The 16,685-nt window shown below is 42.4% G+C and carries 16 protein-coding genes; 5 read left to right on the top strand and 11 right to left on the bottom strand.

Features of this window, described 5'->3' with window-relative positions:
• From MgSA37_RS09030 to MgSA37_RS09025, 3 genes are all read right to left on the bottom strand, one after another.
• A complete protein-coding gene (locus MgSA37_RS09030; RefSeq protein ID WP_157750506.1) occupies nucleotides 1–2,862 on the bottom strand; it encodes a TonB-dependent receptor in 2,862 nt (953 codons plus the stop codon).
• 256 nt (nucleotides 2,863–3,118) lie between these two features.
• Nucleotides 3,119–3,706 (bottom strand): SRPBCC family protein, encoded by a 588-nt coding sequence (locus tag MgSA37_RS28765; RefSeq protein WP_197706108.1) that lies wholly within the window; start codon nucleotides 3,704–3,706, stop codon nucleotides 3,119–3,121.
• Nucleotides 3,703–6,447 carry a TonB-dependent receptor gene (locus MgSA37_RS09025; RefSeq protein ID WP_197706107.1) on the bottom strand — a complete coding sequence of 915 codons (2,745 nt, stop codon included), beginning with the start codon at nucleotides 6,445–6,447 and terminating at the stop codon, nucleotides 3,703–3,705. The genes MgSA37_RS28765 and MgSA37_RS09025 overlap by 4 nt, the downstream gene beginning before the upstream one ends.
• 450 nt (nucleotides 6,448–6,897) lie before the next feature.
• On the opposite strand from MgSA37_RS09025, the gene lpdA reads away from it, so the two are divergent.
• Nucleotides 6,898–8,286 carry a dihydrolipoyl dehydrogenase gene (gene lpdA, locus MgSA37_RS09020; protein WP_096351359.1) on the top strand — a complete coding sequence of 463 codons (1,389 nt, stop codon included), beginning with the start codon at nucleotides 6,898–6,900 and terminating at the stop codon, nucleotides 8,284–8,286.
• A gap of 86 nt (nucleotides 8,287–8,372) precedes the next feature.
• Here the strand turns inward: lpdA and MgSA37_RS09015 are convergent, their stop codons facing one another.
• Both MgSA37_RS09015 and MgSA37_RS09010 read right to left on the bottom strand, forming a co-directional pair.
• Complete coding sequence (locus MgSA37_RS09015; protein WP_096351358.1) at nucleotides 8,373–8,900, bottom strand: RNA methyltransferase; 528 nt, start codon at nucleotides 8,898–8,900, stop codon at nucleotides 8,373–8,375.
• A gap of 132 nt (nucleotides 8,901–9,032) precedes the next feature.
• On the bottom strand, nucleotides 9,033–10,205 hold the full coding sequence (locus tag MgSA37_RS09010; RefSeq protein ID WP_096351356.1) for a galactokinase: 1,173 nt from the start codon (nucleotides 10,203–10,205) through the stop codon (nucleotides 9,033–9,035).
• Nucleotides 10,206–10,376: 171 nt separating this feature from the next.
• Between MgSA37_RS09010 and MgSA37_RS09005 the strand changes: the two genes are divergently transcribed.
• Nucleotides 10,377–10,670 carry a YciI family protein gene (locus MgSA37_RS09005; protein WP_232010818.1) on the top strand — a complete coding sequence of 98 codons (294 nt, stop codon included), beginning with the start codon at nucleotides 10,377–10,379 and terminating at the stop codon, nucleotides 10,668–10,670.
• Nucleotides 10,671–10,737: 67 nt separating this feature from the next.
• Here the strand turns inward: MgSA37_RS09005 and MgSA37_RS09000 are convergent, their stop codons facing one another.
• Nucleotides 10,738–11,484: a hypothetical protein gene (locus MgSA37_RS09000; RefSeq protein WP_157750505.1), complete on the bottom strand. Its 747-nt coding sequence runs from the start codon at nucleotides 11,482–11,484 to the stop codon at nucleotides 10,738–10,740.
• An 89-nt stretch (nucleotides 11,485–11,573) separates the two neighbouring features.
• A complete protein-coding gene (locus MgSA37_RS08995) occupies nucleotides 11,574–12,437 on the bottom strand; it encodes an aldo/keto reductase (protein ID WP_096351351.1) in 864 nt (287 codons plus the stop codon).
• A 131-nt stretch (nucleotides 12,438–12,568) separates the two neighbouring features.
• Between MgSA37_RS08995 and MgSA37_RS08990 the strand changes: the two genes are divergently transcribed.
• On the top strand, nucleotides 12,569–13,003 hold the full coding sequence (locus tag MgSA37_RS08990; protein WP_096351350.1) for a DUF6526 family protein: 435 nt from the start codon (nucleotides 12,569–12,571) through the stop codon (nucleotides 13,001–13,003).
• A 61-nt stretch (nucleotides 13,004–13,064) separates the two neighbouring features.
• On the opposite strand, the gene MgSA37_RS08985 is transcribed toward MgSA37_RS08990, so the two are convergent.
• The 4 genes from MgSA37_RS08985 to MgSA37_RS08970 all read right to left on the bottom strand — a co-directional run bounded on the left by MgSA37_RS08985 (nucleotide 13,065) and on the right by MgSA37_RS08970 (nucleotide 15,259).
• Complete coding sequence (locus MgSA37_RS08985) at nucleotides 13,065–13,517, bottom strand: hypothetical protein (RefSeq protein ID WP_096351348.1); 453 nt, start codon at nucleotides 13,515–13,517, stop codon at nucleotides 13,065–13,067.
• Nucleotides 13,518–13,714: 197 nt separating this feature from the next.
• On the bottom strand, nucleotides 13,715–14,494 hold the full coding sequence (locus MgSA37_RS08975) for a DUF6600 domain-containing protein (RefSeq protein ID WP_317046642.1): 780 nt from the start codon (nucleotides 14,492–14,494) through the stop codon (nucleotides 13,715–13,717).
• A 17-nt stretch (nucleotides 14,495–14,511) separates the two neighbouring features.
• The gene (locus MgSA37_RS28175; RefSeq protein ID WP_157750504.1) at nucleotides 14,512–14,685 is read right to left on the bottom strand and encodes a hypothetical protein; all 174 of its coding nucleotides are present in this window, start codon (nucleotides 14,683–14,685) and stop codon (nucleotides 14,512–14,514) included.
• A 169-nt stretch (nucleotides 14,686–14,854) separates the two neighbouring features.
• Nucleotides 14,855–15,259: a DUF1761 domain-containing protein gene (locus MgSA37_RS08970; RefSeq protein WP_096351342.1), complete on the bottom strand. Its 405-nt coding sequence runs from the start codon at nucleotides 15,257–15,259 to the stop codon at nucleotides 14,855–14,857.
• A 195-nt stretch (nucleotides 15,260–15,454) separates the two neighbouring features.
• Between MgSA37_RS08970 and MgSA37_RS08965 the strand changes: the two genes are divergently transcribed.
• Nucleotides 15,455–16,204: a CHAD domain-containing protein gene (locus tag MgSA37_RS08965; protein WP_096351341.1), complete on the top strand. Its 750-nt coding sequence runs from the start codon at nucleotides 15,455–15,457 to the stop codon at nucleotides 16,202–16,204.
• A 4-nt stretch (nucleotides 16,205–16,208) separates the two neighbouring features.
• Nucleotides 16,209–16,682, top strand: coding sequence for a CYTH domain-containing protein (locus MgSA37_RS08960; protein WP_096351339.1), 474 nt, complete (start codon nucleotides 16,209–16,211; stop codon nucleotides 16,680–16,682).
• Nucleotides 16,683–16,685 lie beyond the last annotated feature (3 nt).

Raw genomic sequence — 16,685 nt, 5'->3', positions numbered from 1 at the left:
TTATAAGATTGACACCCAAGAGCAAATGCTGATTTTTATGGTGGCGATTCTCTCGTTCACCTTTAAATCAAAGTGATTTTCCCAAGGCATGGTAAATGAGTTTCGGGCAGTGTTTTTACCCTCAAACTTTTGCAGAGCCGGATTTTGACCGATATAGGCCTGCAAGTCGGCAAGCTGCTGCACAGGGCTAACTGTTGACGAAATGCCGTTAACACTGCGACTAAAAGGAACGAACTGGCTGGCATCGGTTGGTATATACACCACGTTGGAAGGAAGGTATCTGGTACTGGTGCCATCGCCGGTAATATTATAATTATACAAATAGGAATAACGCTGGCCGGTTTGGCCGGAATATATCAACAGTATATTTGTTGCAAAGCGTTTAGAGGTAAGTGTTTTTAAGAAATAGGCGATAATACGCGAACCCGGATCATAAGCCGAATTTGATTCTGCCGGGTTATTCAAACCGTTTACAGCATAAGCAGTACGCCAGTTAGATAAAGACGACGTACCAACCACATCATTTACTGAATAGGAATGGCCAAACGTGTAAGCCACCATTCCCGACCAGCCCCCGGTTATTTGTTTTTTTAATTGCACAGTGAGGTCAAATGAGTACCCTTTGTTTGTATTTGTTAATTCAATAACATCTGTATAATTTTTGTTGAGATAAGTGGAATTATAGAAAGGCCGCGTCGTATTCCCGATGGCGACTGCGCTGTCAGCTGCTGCCAGGTTCAAATTGCGGTATAAAATGCCTGTTATCTTTTTTGAATATAAAACTTCAAACGTTCCAATCATATCCCACGGCAGGGTACGATCAAGCGCCAAATTAGCGTGCAACTCCTTCGGCAGCTTAAAGTTGGGATCAGTTACATCTATTTCTGTGGGTGCGGCGGCGGCGGCAGGCGGTATGTACGCACCCAAATGCGGCTGGCTGGGGTTATATCGAAGTGTTAAACCGGCAGGCACGCCTGTAAAAATAATTGAGTTAACGCCGTTGTTGGCATACTGGTTTGACAGCAAGATGTAAGGCATATCTGCGATAAAAAGGCCGGCACCGCCTCTTAACCGGCTTGGATTATCGCCAAAAACGTCATAGTTAAACCCTATCCGCGGCGAAATTACAGGGGCCAACTGCGGATTTTTGTTGGTTGCAACGCCATACAAAGAAGCAAATATTGAACTATTAAAACCCGGGTTATTTTCAGGATTATTTAAAATCAATGGTTTATCAACTCTTAAACCATAGGTTACCTTTAACCTGGCCGTGAGTTGCCACACGTCCTGGCCAAAAACAGCAAGTTGTGCTACACGCATCACGTCGGGCGCCAGGTCGGCACCCCCTTTTGTTGAATATCCTACACTATAAGTGGCTGGGGTAGCATTCGACTCAAACGCCTCAACACTCCGATACAAATAATAACCGTAAAAATTTTGCAGGAACACGTTGCGCAATACATAAAAGTCATTATCGGTCCCTAACGTAATAATATGCCCCCCTTTATTTAAGGTAAAATAGTCAACCATATTGAAATCCTTTTGGGCCAAACTGTTGGCGTCCGAAAAACCATCTCCGCCCAGGTTGTATGTCAAACTGCCCTGCGGAATAATTACTGAAGGAAAAGCAGGCGTATTCCGTTCATTGTTTACATAATTATAATATACCCTGAAAAGGTTTGAAGAATGAATTGACAGCAAACTGTTTAATTCCAGCACGGTTGAATATGTTCTCGTTTTTATCGTATAAGCGCTGTTATCAAAAACGATATTTGTAGGCGACCGTGTAATATTGAAATTATCGCCACCAAAATAACTGGTGCGAAAAGTCAGCTTGTTTTTAGTGTTGATATCCCAGTCGATGCGCCCGAAAGCGGAGGTAGTGCTATTGGTCCTTTCTATACCGGCATAGCCGCCAATATCGAAGCCATATTTATTTTTAACATAATTTTGCAGGCCCTGCAGCACACCCGGATCAAATTTCGAACCCGAATTGGCCTGGGTAGGGTCATACTGTAGCGGTGTAATCGCCTGCCTCTTATCAACATTTACAAAAAAGAACAGTTTGTTCCTGATGACAGGACCTCCAATGCTTATCCCGAACACTTTATTTATAAAGTCCGGATATTTTACTGTGTTGCCGCTACCGCTTCCGGTAGCTTTTTGTTCCTGTATAAAAACATATGCGGTACCGCGTAACTCGTTGCCACCCCTATTTGAAACGGCATTGATATCTGCTCCTAAAAACCTGCCATAACTTACATCATAGGGTGAAAGCAGCACCTTTAGCGACCTCATGGATGCAGAGGGTAATGGATTGATATTGGTGGAGTTTAAAAACAAGCCATAGGTATTTACCGCCTTTGCCCCATCAATGGTAAACAGGTTATATTTATTACTTTGGCCGGCAAAGCTTAAATCAAGCGGATTGCTGCCAGTTGCCCCCAGCAAAGGGGTAGCCTGGGGCGTAAAAAAAGCCATATCCTGGTAAGTATTAGTTGAGGCCGGAATGCGCCACAGGCCGGATGCGGCTTTATGCAATACATCAGCGTTTGCCTTTAATATGACATTCTTTTTTAAAGGCCTTTTAAAATCAACTTGAATGTTGCTGGCCGAAAAGGCCTGGTATCTTTTTAAAGTAACTACCATGCGATACGGGCCGCTATTTTTTAAATTGGCCAGCGAATAGGTTCCGTCTGATCGTGATACTGCGGTATACACAAAACCCGTTGGGATACAAGTTACTTTTATTAAAGCCCCGGCCAATAATTCACCTTTTGAATTTCTGATGGTACCGTTTATTGTACCGGCTATACCCTGCGGCAATGCATTACTAACGGCAAACAGTAAAAAATACAGCATAAATATTTTTTTTTCATGTAGCCAAACCATTAACCTTTTGTAATAAAATATACTGCGTTAATAATTACTCATTTAATATATAACAGCATATGCGGGTTTAAACAAAATTTATTATTAAAATGTGCAGGTAATTTCCATGGTCAATTGTGCAAAAAGGAAGAAACCTTTCTCCGGAACTAAATATACAAATTATTATTTCCGATCAAACAAAAAAACCCGGCTATTGTGCCAGGTTTTTTTATTAAAAAGCTTATTATTAGTTAAATATATACCTTATACCAACCTGCGCCTGGTAGCGTGACAATTGGCTGGTATCATAAATAAATGATTTTGTAACCGGTATCAGGTTATTTTTATCAAGGTAAGGGAAAGAGTATTTCGCCTGGCCTGTGGAAGAGTCAATACCCTGGTATTTCAACACCGTTGTACTGCCGCTGTTAAATCCATTGTAAGAATCCTGGTATAATCCCCAGCTTCTGTTGATCAGGTTAGCAAAGTTGATGATATCAACTGAAATCTCTATGGTGTTTTTTACATTGCCCGATTTTACGTAAAAGTCTTGCGCCAGGTGCAGGTCGAGCCTGTGGAAATAAGGCAATATTACGCCGTTACGTTTAGCGTATTGTCCCCTGTGAGAATTCAAATACGCATCCTGGTTGATAAAATTATTTAATTGGGCCCATATTTGAGCAGGTGTACGGGTATCAGTTGCAAAATCAGGCACCAGTTCAATATCGGTCTGTGTTCTTGGTATCCACATCAGGTCATTGGTTGCACCATCGCCGTTCGGGTCGCCGCTGGTGATGTAAGAGATAGCACCGTTATTGGCCATTTCATAAATCATACCGATAGTTGTGGTTGTATTTTTGAAGTATTCTTTTTATAAGATGCAGACGCTATGATCCGGTTTGGCTGCACATAAGAACTATTTGACAGGTTATCACCATTTGGATTACCTGCAACCTGGCGCGAACTCCAGATTGTACTTGCTGTTGAACCACCATCGTTCACATCCTGCGCTCCGCTGTGTGTATAAGCCACGTTAAAGTAAAACCCGTTTGTGAAACTTTTCTGTAACTGACCAGTTACAAAATAGGAATAGCCCTTGTTTGTGTTGGTCATATAATAAAGCCCTGTTATAGCAGGATTTGTAGCAGTTGCTGTGGAGCCATTTTCAGGAGTTATATTTTTTGAAGTGTATCTGATCTGTCCTTCAGGGCCGGCCAAAGTTGTGTATCCGTCAGAAAGCACCAGGTTTTCATGATAAATAGCGTTGATATCTTTTGTGTAAGCGCCCTCAAGAGTTGCGATAACGCCCCCTGGCAAACGCTGGTCAACCGCCAGGTTTGTTCTCCAGATCTTTGGATATTTCAGGTTTGGATTGGCTACGTCCAGTTCATAAGAACTATTCGCCGCTGCACCAACCGGGTGATTAGCGCTAACATTGGGGTTAAATATTAACTCGGCATTCTGGGCGGCGGTATTTGTTGCAGCTCCTTTTACTATTGTTGTCGACCCAAACAACAAGCCATTGTTTGAAGCCTGGTTTGAGATCCAAACAAAAGGAACGGTACCGGCAAATAATCCTGTACCACCGCGTACCTGGGTTTGTTTATCACCGCTTACGTCCCAGTTAAAACCAAAACGCGGAGAAATCTGCACCCTGTTCTTCGGTAATTTTGAAGGATCAACATGGATACCCTGTTGGAAAGTTAAAGAACTTGCTACAGAATTTTGGGCAAGTGTTGTAGGGAAAACATCATAATCAGCCCTGACGCCATAGGTTAAGGTTAAATTATCTGTTGCATGGTATTTATCCTGTGCATACAGGCTGAATATTGATGCTTTTATTTTTGCATAAGGGAAAGATCCGTCCGGCAAAGCCGAATAACGAACAGTGTAAGCCGCAGCGGGTAAACCATTCAGGAAATCAGATGCTGAGTTATAGGTGTATAAACCGTTATAATCAGGTGCGAAACCATTTTTATAGCTTTGAATCTGGTCATTTGTACCGAATGTAAACTCGTGTTTGCCGGAAAAGATGCTGAAATCATCAGAAAACTGGGCAATATTGGTATACAAAAGGTTATTAGCCGTGTACAATTCCGACCCGAAAGAAGTCATGGTCGCGCTTGCCGCGGTTATCACAGCCCCGGTAGTAGGATCAGAAGTTCCGTTACCGATATCAACCATTGGCAGGCTACCGCCGCCAAGGAATGCCCGATAGTCACGTAAAGCTGAATAGCCTGCGGTTAGCCTGTTTGACATGGTACTGCTGATACGGGTATCTAATTCGATGATGCCGATGTTAAAGTTGTTATTAATACGGTAACCTGAACCGTAAAATGGTAAAGTTGTAAGCCCTGGCGCACGGGTTGAACCATAGCCAACGCCACTATTAACTATACCCGAGTTACTTGCAGGGTGATCTCCGTATGATTTCAGGTAAAAGTATTTAGCGCTCAAAGTGTTGTTTTTGTCGATATTCCAGTCAATTTTTACCGTTGCTTTATCGCTGTGGGTTTCATAATTATAACCCTGGTACGGGCCTGCATTATAATTATAAGGTGGGTTTTTCAGGAAGGCGGCAATTGAATTAAGCGTGGCTGCATCCGCCTGCGAAACGTTGGCACCACTTACACCGGGAGCAGACGCTATATAAGTAGTTGCCGGCTGACTGATGCGTTCCTGCTCGCCTGACACAAAGAAGAATAATTTATTTTTAACGATAGGGCCACCCAGGCTGAAACCTGTTTGCCTGTAATCAAATGGTGTAATAGGTACGGTTGTAGGGCCGGCGCTGTAGCCTGTTAACCAGGTACTGCGTTTAAAATCATAAATGGTACCTTTTAAGGTATTAGTACCTGATTTCACTACTGTGTTGATACCTGCACCTGTAAAATTACCCTGGCGAACGTCATAGGGCGCTATATCTACCTGGATCTGGTCAATGGCATCCAGTGATATTGGCTGCGAGTTGGTTTGCCCGCCCAATGTACCTGAAAGGCCGAAAGAGTTATTAAACAATGCACCGTCAACGGTTAAGTTATTGTACAGACTGCTGCGGCCGCCAAAGCTTAAACCATTGGCTGATGGGGTAAGCTTTGTAAAATCGCTTAACGAACGGTTGATGGTTGGCAATGCATCAATCTGCTGGCGGTTAATGGTTTCACGCGCACCGGTGCGAGATGAGTTGATCACTTTACCGCCGGCGCCTGTAATCACAACCTCTTTAAGAGCGGTGGTATTATCCTCCAGTTTGGCATCCGTCCTTTGGTCCTGGCCAATGTTCAGCGTGATATCCTCCTGGATAAAATCCTTATAGCCAATAAAGGTTACTTTAAAGGTGTAAGGCCCTCCAACTCTTAAGTTGGGTAAATTGTAACGACCATCGGCACGTGTAATGGTCGAATACACGGTCCCTGTCGGCAGGTGCGTTAACGACACTGTTGCGCCGGGTATCGGGCCTTTGCTGTCGGTAACGATGCCGTTAATGCTGGCCGTCGTTACACCCTGCGCCGAAACGTTCTTATTTACAAAAAACGTTAGGGTGGTGATTAATAATAAAAGTAAATACTTCCTCATAGAATGCTTTTTAAGTAAAACGTTTAATACATATGTAAATTTGGCACAAAGATATGGAAGCCTCTTATTACCCGTGTTAAGTTATTGTTAATAATTATTATCATTTTTTCAACACTTAGCAATAATTACACTGCTATTACGAACTAATGTTAATAATTTATTTGAAATTCGTAAATTTATCCCTGATTAATTTTATATCTTCCTGAGAAAATAACAGACACAATAAGTATCATCGCCGGCAACTTGTTAATTTTCTGATTTGGTACCTTTTACTTAGCTTTGGGGCCGTGTTCAAATCTTAATTTATCGTAACTGGTGAACAAAAATTTTTGATCAACGTTAAAGTACCCTGTTAAATATTGATAACCGGGCTTAACTATTAGAAAGCATTTAAGCGTTATCGCATTAAAATTCAGCATATCAGTAAATAAAAATAATATCACCATAAATATGAACTACGATTTAATTGTTATAGGTTCCGGTCCGGGCGGTTATGTAGCTGCTATCCGCGCTTCGCAGTTGGGCTTAAAAACCGCTATAGTTGAAAAAGAATCACTCGGTGGGATTTGCCTTAACTGGGGCTGTATTCCAACTAAAGCATTGTTAAAAAGCGCCGAGGTTTTTGAATATATCAATCACGCTGCTGATTACGGTATAAAAGTTGGCAGCAGCGAAATTGATTTTGAATCGGTGATCAAAAGGAGCCGTAACGTAGCCGAAGGCATGAGCAAAGGCGTTCAGTTTTTAATGCGCAAAAACAAGATCGATGTCATCATGGGCTTTGGGAAACTGAAAGGCAAAGGTGCTATTGAAGTTACAGCAGCAAATGGCGAAAAAAAGGAATATACCGCAAAACACATTATCCTGGCTACAGGTGGGCGATCACGCGAATTGCCAAACCTTAAACAGGATGGGAAAAAAGTAATTGGTTACCGCCAGGCAATGGTTCTTCCGGCAAAACCTGCATCAATGGTTGTGGTTGGATCGGGCGCCATAGGTATTGAGTTTGCTTATTTTTACAACAGCATCGGAACCAAAGTAACAGTTGTTGAGTATTTAGATAATATTGTGCCTTTAGAGGATGAAGAGGTGTCCAAACAAATGGCCCGGATCCTTAAAAAACAAGGCATCAACATCATGACCAGCTCGAATGTTGAATCGGTTGACAGCAGCGGCGACCTTTGCAAAGTACAGGTTAAAAGTGCAACCGGTACCGAAGTACTGGAAGCAGAGATCGTATTGTCAGCGGTAGGTATTTCAACCAACCTGGAAGGTATTGGTCTTGAAGAGGCCGGCGTAAAAACTGATAAAGGAAAAGTATTGGTTGACGATTATTACCGCACCAATATTGAAGGCGTTTACGCCATCGGCGATATTGTTAAAGGACAGGCCCTTGCGCACGTAGCATCGGCAGAAGGCATTACCTGTGTTGAGAAAATAGCAGGACTGAACCCTGAACCGATCAACTATAACAACATCCCGGGCTGTACTTATTGCTCACCGGAGATTGCTTCGGTTGGTTATACCGAAAAAGCAGCAAAAGAAGCCGGCTACGAAATAAAAGTTGGAAAGTTCCCTTACTCTGCTTCGGGCAAGGCGAGTGCGGCAGGCGCTAAAGACGGTTTTGTAAAACTGATATTTGACGCTAAATACGGCGAATTTTTAGGCGCTCACATGGTGGGGCATAACGTTACCGAATTGATCGCTGAGGTAGTTACAGCGCGCAAACTGGAAGCAACCGGGCACGAGATCATTAAATCGATCCATCCGCACCCAACCATGAGCGAAGCGGTTATGGAAGCTGCTGCGGACGCATATGGCGAGGTGATACATTTGTAGTTCTTTTTAGTCCATGGACCATGGTCGATGGTCCATAGCTGTTTGCGTAAAATAGCTATGGACTATGGTCCATGGTCCATCGACTTTTACACCATCTTCGAAAACAAATCCCACAAAACGATCCCGGCGGATACGACAATGTTAAAAGAGTGTTTGGTGCCAAACTGGGGGATCTCGATACAGGCATCAATTTTTGCCATTACTTCGTCGCTTACCCCATTTACTTCATTACCGAATACCAGGGCGTATTTTTCTCCCTTTACAACTTCAAAATCCTGCAGCATGGTGCTTTTCTCCGCCTGTTCAACAGCAACTATCGTGTAACCTTCTGCACGCAATTGATCAACGGCCTGCACCGGGCTGTCAAAATATTCCCAAATGATAGATTGTGTGGCACCGAGCGCCGTTTTTTCTATTTCGCGGTGAGGCGGCCTGGCGGTTATACCACATAAACACATTTTTTCGACAGCAAAGCCATCGGCTGTGCGGAAGATCGAGCCGATGTTATGCATACTGCGCACATTATCCAGCACTACCACCACCGGAAGTTTTTCTCCGGCTTTAAATTCAGCTATAGTGGCGCGGTTAAGTTCGTCGAGTTTTAGTTTACGCATGCGTTAGAGATCAGAGGCTGGAGATTAGAGATTAGTTTTTTAGTTCGAAAGTCCGAAACAAAAAATCAATTGCAATATCTGAATAAACTTTGAAATTCGTTATTCAATATACTTTCTTCGATATTACTGATATTAACCCCTGATAACTGATGGTTCCAGTTCTCCTACCCCATCGCCAATAAGCGAGCGATAAACAGAGGGCGCATATCCTATTTTGCTGGTGTAATATTCAATAACGTTTGTACTGAAATCGTCAAAGGCGCTTTCTTTTACCAATGCAATAGCGCAACCACCAAAACCAGCTCCCGTCATCCGGGCGCCGGCAACATTAACATCGTTTTTACTGTATGCAACAATGGCATCAAGCTCCTGCCCGCTAACTTCATACAAATCGCGCAGCGAATCGTGTGAAGCGTACATCAACCGGCCAAATTCTGCCAGGTTATTATTGCTTAACGCCACGGCGGCCAGCTTTACGCGATCGTTTTCTTCAATCACGTGCTGCGCCCGTTTTAATATAACGCCGTCGGTAATTAAATAACTATGCTGGTTAAAAGTAGCTGTATCAATATCACACAGGTTATTAATATCGAGTTCCTGTTTCAGGGCAGTTAAAGCCGCCTGGCATTCCTGTACGCGTTCGTTATATTTTGACTCGGCCAGCTTGCGGGGTTTGTTGGTGTTGATAATGGCCAGGATATGATCGCCAAGGTTGCTATCTACCGCCTGGTAATCAAGGGTATCACAGTTCAGCATCAGCGCCTTGTTCTTTTCGCCGAAGGCAACAGCAAACTGATCCATAATACCGCAGTTTACCCCTATAAAATTATTTTCAACTGATTTGGCCAGTTTCACCAGGTCCAGTTTGGAATACCCTGCGTCGAACAAGTCATTTAAAGCGAATGCGGTAACCACTTCAATCGAGGCCGAGGAGGACAGGCCCGAGCTGATGGGTATATCGCCATAAAAAAGCATATCCAATCCTTGTAAATCATGCCCGTCTTTTAAAAAATATTCAAAAATACCCAGGGGGTAATTGAACCATTTCTCGCCTGTTTTAGTGTAATTATTTTGTAAAGCGATATCGGGCTTATCTTCAAAATTTAAACTTCTGAAACGAAGAACACCCTCATTATTTGGTGATACCAGCAAATAAGTCCCAAAAGTAATTGCACAAGGCATTACCAAGCCACCGTTATAGTCGATATGCTCGCCTATAAGATTTACCCGGCCCGGAGAGAAATAGGCATTTTCGGCTTCTTTGTTAAATAGTTTATTAAATTCCTTGTACAAGTGGCTCTTCATTGTTGTTTATATTGATTGGCAAGGCAAATATTAGAGAAATAAATGTAAATTACACATTTATTTTATTTTTTATTTTTCCTGGCGCCAAACCTAAATATCTTTCCCAAAATAACATCATTTTTAAATAATTAATGAAATTTGTATTTGATTTGATGACAATAAAATCATTTAATGATGAAACAATATGTGATAACTGCTTATGATTATACTGATGCCGGCGCCCTTGACCGCCGTATGAAAGTACGGCCTGATCATTTTGAAGGTGCAAAGGAGCTTAAAAAGGCCAGTAATTTTATTTTCGGGGGCGCTATATTAAATGATGATGGCAAAATGATCGGGTCGGTAATGGTGATGCAGTTTGAAACAGAGGAACAACTGGAAAAATGGAAGCAAACTGAGCCTTATATCACTCAAAAAATATGGGAAACATATGAAATAAAACCGTTTAAGCTAGCGGATGTATGATACTTGCTTAGCAAAAAGCCCCCGTTTTTAAATTCCGGGGGCTTCCTGTCATTTTTAAATTAATAACTTATACCCTTGCGCAATCGCCCGAATCCAGTTTAATCATATATACTGTTCCGTTAAGCGTTAAAGTCGCGGTGCCATTGCCATTAAACACAAGCGTCCCGGTATAGCTAAAACTCCCTTTATTGGGCACATCGCCGGTAACAGAAATTGCCGCATTGCCGCTTACTATAGTTCGGGAATGTTTCAGGATCGTTAATGAGTTGATCACAATATCGACATTGCTATTGCCATGATGAGTGGTATCAACTTTTGAGCTGAATGAACCAGCACGTTTAAATTCCCCGTTGATCACAAAATCTGCTGCTGTTGGTAATAAACCATTTACCGTAAAAATTGAACTTCCGGAGTTGCTTGAAGATAGCTTTGGCCCGTTAAATGAGCCGCTGTAAGTAAGCGTGCTAGAAAGACTGTCGGGTTGGCTGTTGCTGTTACAATTTACCGTATAACTATATTTCAACTTATAATTATAGGTAACCGCAGATCCGGCGCTGCTTTGCCTTGATATGCTGTCTGATTTAATAGTACCGCAGGCATCAGGCAGGCGGCCAATAGCAATGGCATCAATGGTGGCATCGCCGGCAAGGCTTGCCACACCGTTGGAGTTAAGCGAAACCGAACCGGCAACCATACTGGCAGCTTCGGCGTTGGAAACATTGCCGTTAATAGCAGGCGATGTACTGCTGTTTTTTTTGCAAGCTACTGCGCTCAGCAATAACATGGCTGTAAAAATTAATTGAACTTTTTTCATAATTAACATGGTTTAATAGGGGACTTGCAATTTGACACCCGTTAATTGAAATGGTTTAAATAAAATCACTCCCGCAAAGTATTTTTATATTACTGTGGTGAAATACTGTTTAAAAGGGTGACATCTTCGCCTGAAAGCTCAAGGGACACCGACTGCAAATTTTCTTCCAGGTGGTCAACTTTCGAGGTGCCGGGGATGAGCAGAATATTATCCGCATGGTTAAGCAACCAGTTCAGGGCAACCTGGTGAACCGTTACACTATGTTTTTCGGCAATTTGTTTTAAAACTGACTGGCTTGACACATTACCTGCATTAAGCGGAAACCATGGGATAAATGCAATATTATGCGCTTTACAATATTGCAATACCTGCTCCCATTTACGATTGTCGACACTGTACATGTTTTGAACCGATACTACCTCAAAAAAATCCTGAGCTTTTTTTATGGTTTCAACGTCTACTTCCGAAAGACCGATATGCCTGATCTTACCCTCATCCTGTGCCTTCTGCAAAAACTCGAAGCTGTCTTCTGCCGGCACAATCGGGTCAATACGGTGAAGCTGGTACAAGGGTATCTGGTCGAGCTTTAAACGTTTAAGGCTGCCGTCGAGTGCCTTTTGCAGATGAGCGGGATGCGCATTTACCGGCCATTCATCAGGCCCGGTCCGGAGCAATCCGCCTTTAGTTGCAATTACAAGGTCATCAGGATAGGGAAACAATGCTTCAGCAATCAATTCTTCTGAAATAAAAGGGCCGTAACTATCGGCAGTATCAATAAAATTCACGCCCAGTTCTACCGCCTTTTTTAACACTCTTACGGCTTCATCTTCATCTTTCGGCGGGCCCCAAATTCCTTTTCCGGTAATGCGCATGGCACCGTAACCCATCCTGTTAACGGTAAGTTCACCGCCAATAGCAAATGTTTTTTCGACTGAAATGGTTGTGTTATTCATAAATAGTTAATTTTTGATTAAAAACATTAACGCAAAATTTAAATATTTGTTCTTCACCGTATCAACAAAATATCCATTTTTAAAGCCTGTTGATCAATTAATATTTATCTTGGCGTAAAAAATAAACCATTATGACAGTACAAAATTATGCCAGTCACGCACGTTATGTAAAGGGCTTTCATTTCTTATTAGCATCATTATTAGTAATAGGCACCATTACCTCCATTATCAATCTTTATTTGCAGGTTAAAGCAAATGATTCCGTTATCGGATCGATTTTAATTACCACCTTATTTATATGCGGCATATTACTCTTCTGGTACACAAGGCGGTTTGCCGTTACCGTACAGGACAGGGCGATCAGGGCTGAAGAGAGCATCAGGTACTACATATTAACTCATAAAGCGATCGATAGCAAGCTAACCATGGGCCAGATTGTTGCCCTGCGTTTTGCCAACGATGATGAATTTTTGGTGCTGGCAGATAGGGCGGTGAGAGAAAACCTTACTGCTGATGAAATTAAAAAGTCGATAAAAAATTGGAAAGCCGATCATCACCGGGCTTAATTCATTAAAACAGAAAAGCGCCCCTGTTCATTCAGGAGCGCTTTCTTTTTAACAACCTATTTTAATTTTGACGTCTTGTTGTATCCCTGATAATTTTTTTGGGCTGATGTTTTAATGTATCCGCCTTTTTGGGATTGGGTCTGCCCGGCGCGATCGGCTTATTACCCTGCCCGTTACCTGGGTTTTGTTTTGGCGGATTAGGATTATTAGTAGCCGGGGGAACAATTACCGGCCTGCTGATAAACTGTTTATTGGGGTTTGGTTGCATTACCGGTTTTTGAGGATTCTGCTGCTGCCCGCCCGGCTGAGCATTTACAGGCCTTTGATCGGGCTTGTTTTGCTGAACACCGGGCTGTGCATTTACCGGCCGTTGATCGGGCTTATTCTGCTGAACACCAGGCTGTACATTTGCCGGCCTTTGATCGGGCTTGTTCTGCTGAACACCAGGCTGTGCATTCGCAGGCCTTTGATCAGGCTTGTTCTGCTGAACTCCGGGCTGTGCGTTTACAGGCATTTGATCAGGCTTGTTCTGCTGAACACCGGGTTGTGCATTTACAGGCCTTTGATCAGGCTTGTTCTGCTGAACACCAGGCTGTACATTTACCGGCCTTTGATCAGGGTTATTCTGCTGAACTCCAGGCTGGGCAATTACAGGCCTTTGATCAGGCTTATTCTGTGGATCGCGTGGGCGGCCATTATTATTCTGATCATTTAGCTGCTGATTTCCCTGTTTTCGGTCTTGCTGGCCGGGTTGGTTGCCCTGCCCGGGTCTGTTGTTTTGATCCCCCCCTGCATATTACCGGGTCTTTGGTTTTGCCGCCCGTCATTGTTATAATTCATTACTTTCCGGGGTGCAGGCTTATCATTTGCCTGTTGCACATTTTGTTTAATTAGCGGGCGATAAATAATTAGCTGGTTATTTTTAAATGACTGCCCCGGCCGGGCGCCTTCATTTATTTTAACCTGCTGGATTTTGTTGTGCCCAACATTCTCCACGTCATTTACCCTTGGCCCCCGGTTATAAATTACAGTATTATTGTTATTGACAGTGTAATTGTTGGTTACATTATTATTGGTTACATTATTAATAATGGTAATCCTGTTAATAACAGTAACATTATTTTTAACCACATACCGGTTCACATTGTTGTAGGTAATATTATTAGCCTGAACAAAATTCCAGTCTTCATTACGTGGCCTCCAATTATTATTTAACTCAACGCGCGGCGGAACAGGCGCCCATCCATAATAATCGCCGGATTGGCTCCATGTTACCCAGGCAGGCGCCCAATCATGACCCGGCATCCACAACCAGCCATAACTATTGTCATAAAACCATCTCCCGTAATGAAACGGCGCCCATCCCCAACTATAGTCTGAGGACCAGGTCCAGCCATAATCACTGTAAACCCAATTACCATTGGTAGCATAAGGTTTAAAATCGGCATCAGTATTAGGCTGCCATACGTAGCCATAATCAGGGTAATTAATCCAATTTCCGTATGGGCTTAATTCATCGTAAAAACCTGGTCGGTTTGGGGCTGATCAGCATAAGTCTGCTGAGGCGGCTGAGGTTGCCGGGGCTGCTGGTTAGCAACAGGCTGTGTACTTGTATAGACAATAGGTGAGCACCCTGCTAATATAGCTGACAGCGGCAACACAAAGTAAAATATTTTTTTCATGGTATTATATGCGTAGATTGAAATGTAATCATATGACAAATACAAAGTAGTTTAGTTTAATAATAATTCAAAAATAGATATAGGGGAATATTATAACGCAGGCATTAGCCTGTATTTATAATATACCGCCGGAATAACTTTACAAAAAAGCGCTGATTGCCACGTTAATTTAACGCCAGCAGCCAATTATTACCCCCATTAAGGTTAAGGAAATAACACTATATAAACCATTGATAAATATGTGCCGCCAGCTTTTTAGTTCGAACAGACTGTGGATGGCAATTGCACTAAAAGCAAATAAACCGGTGTGAAAACCAATTGCCAAACCTCTGTGAAAATCCGTTTGCGGGCCTGAAAGAAAAAGGGCAAGATTAGCAGCCATAATGAGTGAAAAAAGAAAGGTAAACCCAAATATTTTCCCTTTGTTACCGGATTTGATCTGTTCTTCAGTCAAATTACTGTCGGCCATCCAGGCGGCCCCGAAAAGCGGCCGCGAATACCAGATACCGCCAACTATAAAAGCTGATAAGGCGGCCACGATGACGGCCAGCCAGTTAATGTGTACAAAGTCCATTGGTTGTTAATTTAAGTTTATTAAAACTAAAACATATTTGAGTAATTTCAAATTAATAAGATGTTTACTTAGTGTTAATTTTACGCAGGTGAAAAATAAACCCTATATTTATATTTGATAGCCCGATTTCAATAAAAAGAACAGGAGTTATTTCGGTTATGAAAAAAAGGAAGAAGCAAAATACCTGGACAAGGGATGGGAAGAAATGAACATCCATTTAAACGCTTTCTTAGAAACAGGAAACCAGGAAGAACTGCACAAATTCAGGGTGCAGATAAAAAAGCTGAGGGCGATGCTTTTTTATTCGACAATACCTCCAAAGAAAGCGGGCTGCTGAAGTGCTTTAAACCGGTTCGGAAAATATTTAAACATGCGGGCAAGATCCGCGATGCATATACCAACCTGCAGTTAAGTGAACGCTACCACCTGAAAAATAAACAATTTGAAGAAGGTCAGCAAAAAATAATTGATGAAGGCACAATTGAATTTCGCTCAAATGGACCTCAATTTTTTAAAAACATAAAAACTGCACATAAAAGGCTCAAAAAGCAGCTGCAAAAGGTTGACGATAGCATGATAGCCGATTACTACAAGCAACAGCTCAGCAATATTGCCACCAACCTTGCGGTATCGGGCTTTACAGAGGATATGCACACCAATCGAAAGTTGATCAAAATTTTAGTTTATAACCATAAGCTGGCCGAAAAAGCCCTTAATGGCTCCGTGCCTTTTAATACCGCTTACCTGGATAAATTACAGGAGGCTATCGGAAAATGGCACGATAACCTGGTGGCTGAGGAACTATTTTCGACCCCTGAGCTAAACGACAAACCGATAGTGGCGAAAATAAAAAAAGTAAATTCGAATGTAAAGCGAAGCATAACCAACCTGGCTGATGACTTTTTGAAAAAGGCAACTACCGTTGAACAGCCATTGAACGCCTGAAGATATGGGCCTTGAAATAGAACGTAAATTTTTGGTTGATCATGATAAATGGAAGAAAGTCGACAAACCCGAAGGCACCCACTACCGGCAGGGTTACCTTGTTGATGAGGCCAGTAAAACGATAAGGGTAAGAGCGGCCGGCAAAAAGGGCTTTATCACGATAAAAGGATCTACTACCGGGATTACCCGTAAGGAATTTGAATATGAAATACCTGTTGAAGAGGCACTTCAATTAATTGATGGCTTTGCGGGATCTGAGGTTGAAAAAATCAGGTACCGGATCACCTTTATGGGTAAATTATGGGAGGTGGATGAATTTTGGGGCGATAACCAGGGTTTGATCATGGCTGAAATAGAACTGAAGCACGAAGACGAGGCATTTGAAAAACCTGATTGGATAACCCGGGAAGTGAGCGACGATAAACGTTATTACAATTCATACCTCGCTAAAAACCCTTTTAAAGATTGGGGCAATTAACCG

The organism is Mucilaginibacter gotjawali, from assembly GCF_002355435.1.
Classification (GTDB): Bacteria; Bacteroidota; Bacteroidia; order Sphingobacteriales; family Sphingobacteriaceae; genus Mucilaginibacter; species Mucilaginibacter gotjawali.
The sequence above is the reverse complement of the archived record's forward strand: the minus strand, read 5'-3'. Positions and strand labels throughout refer to the sequence as shown.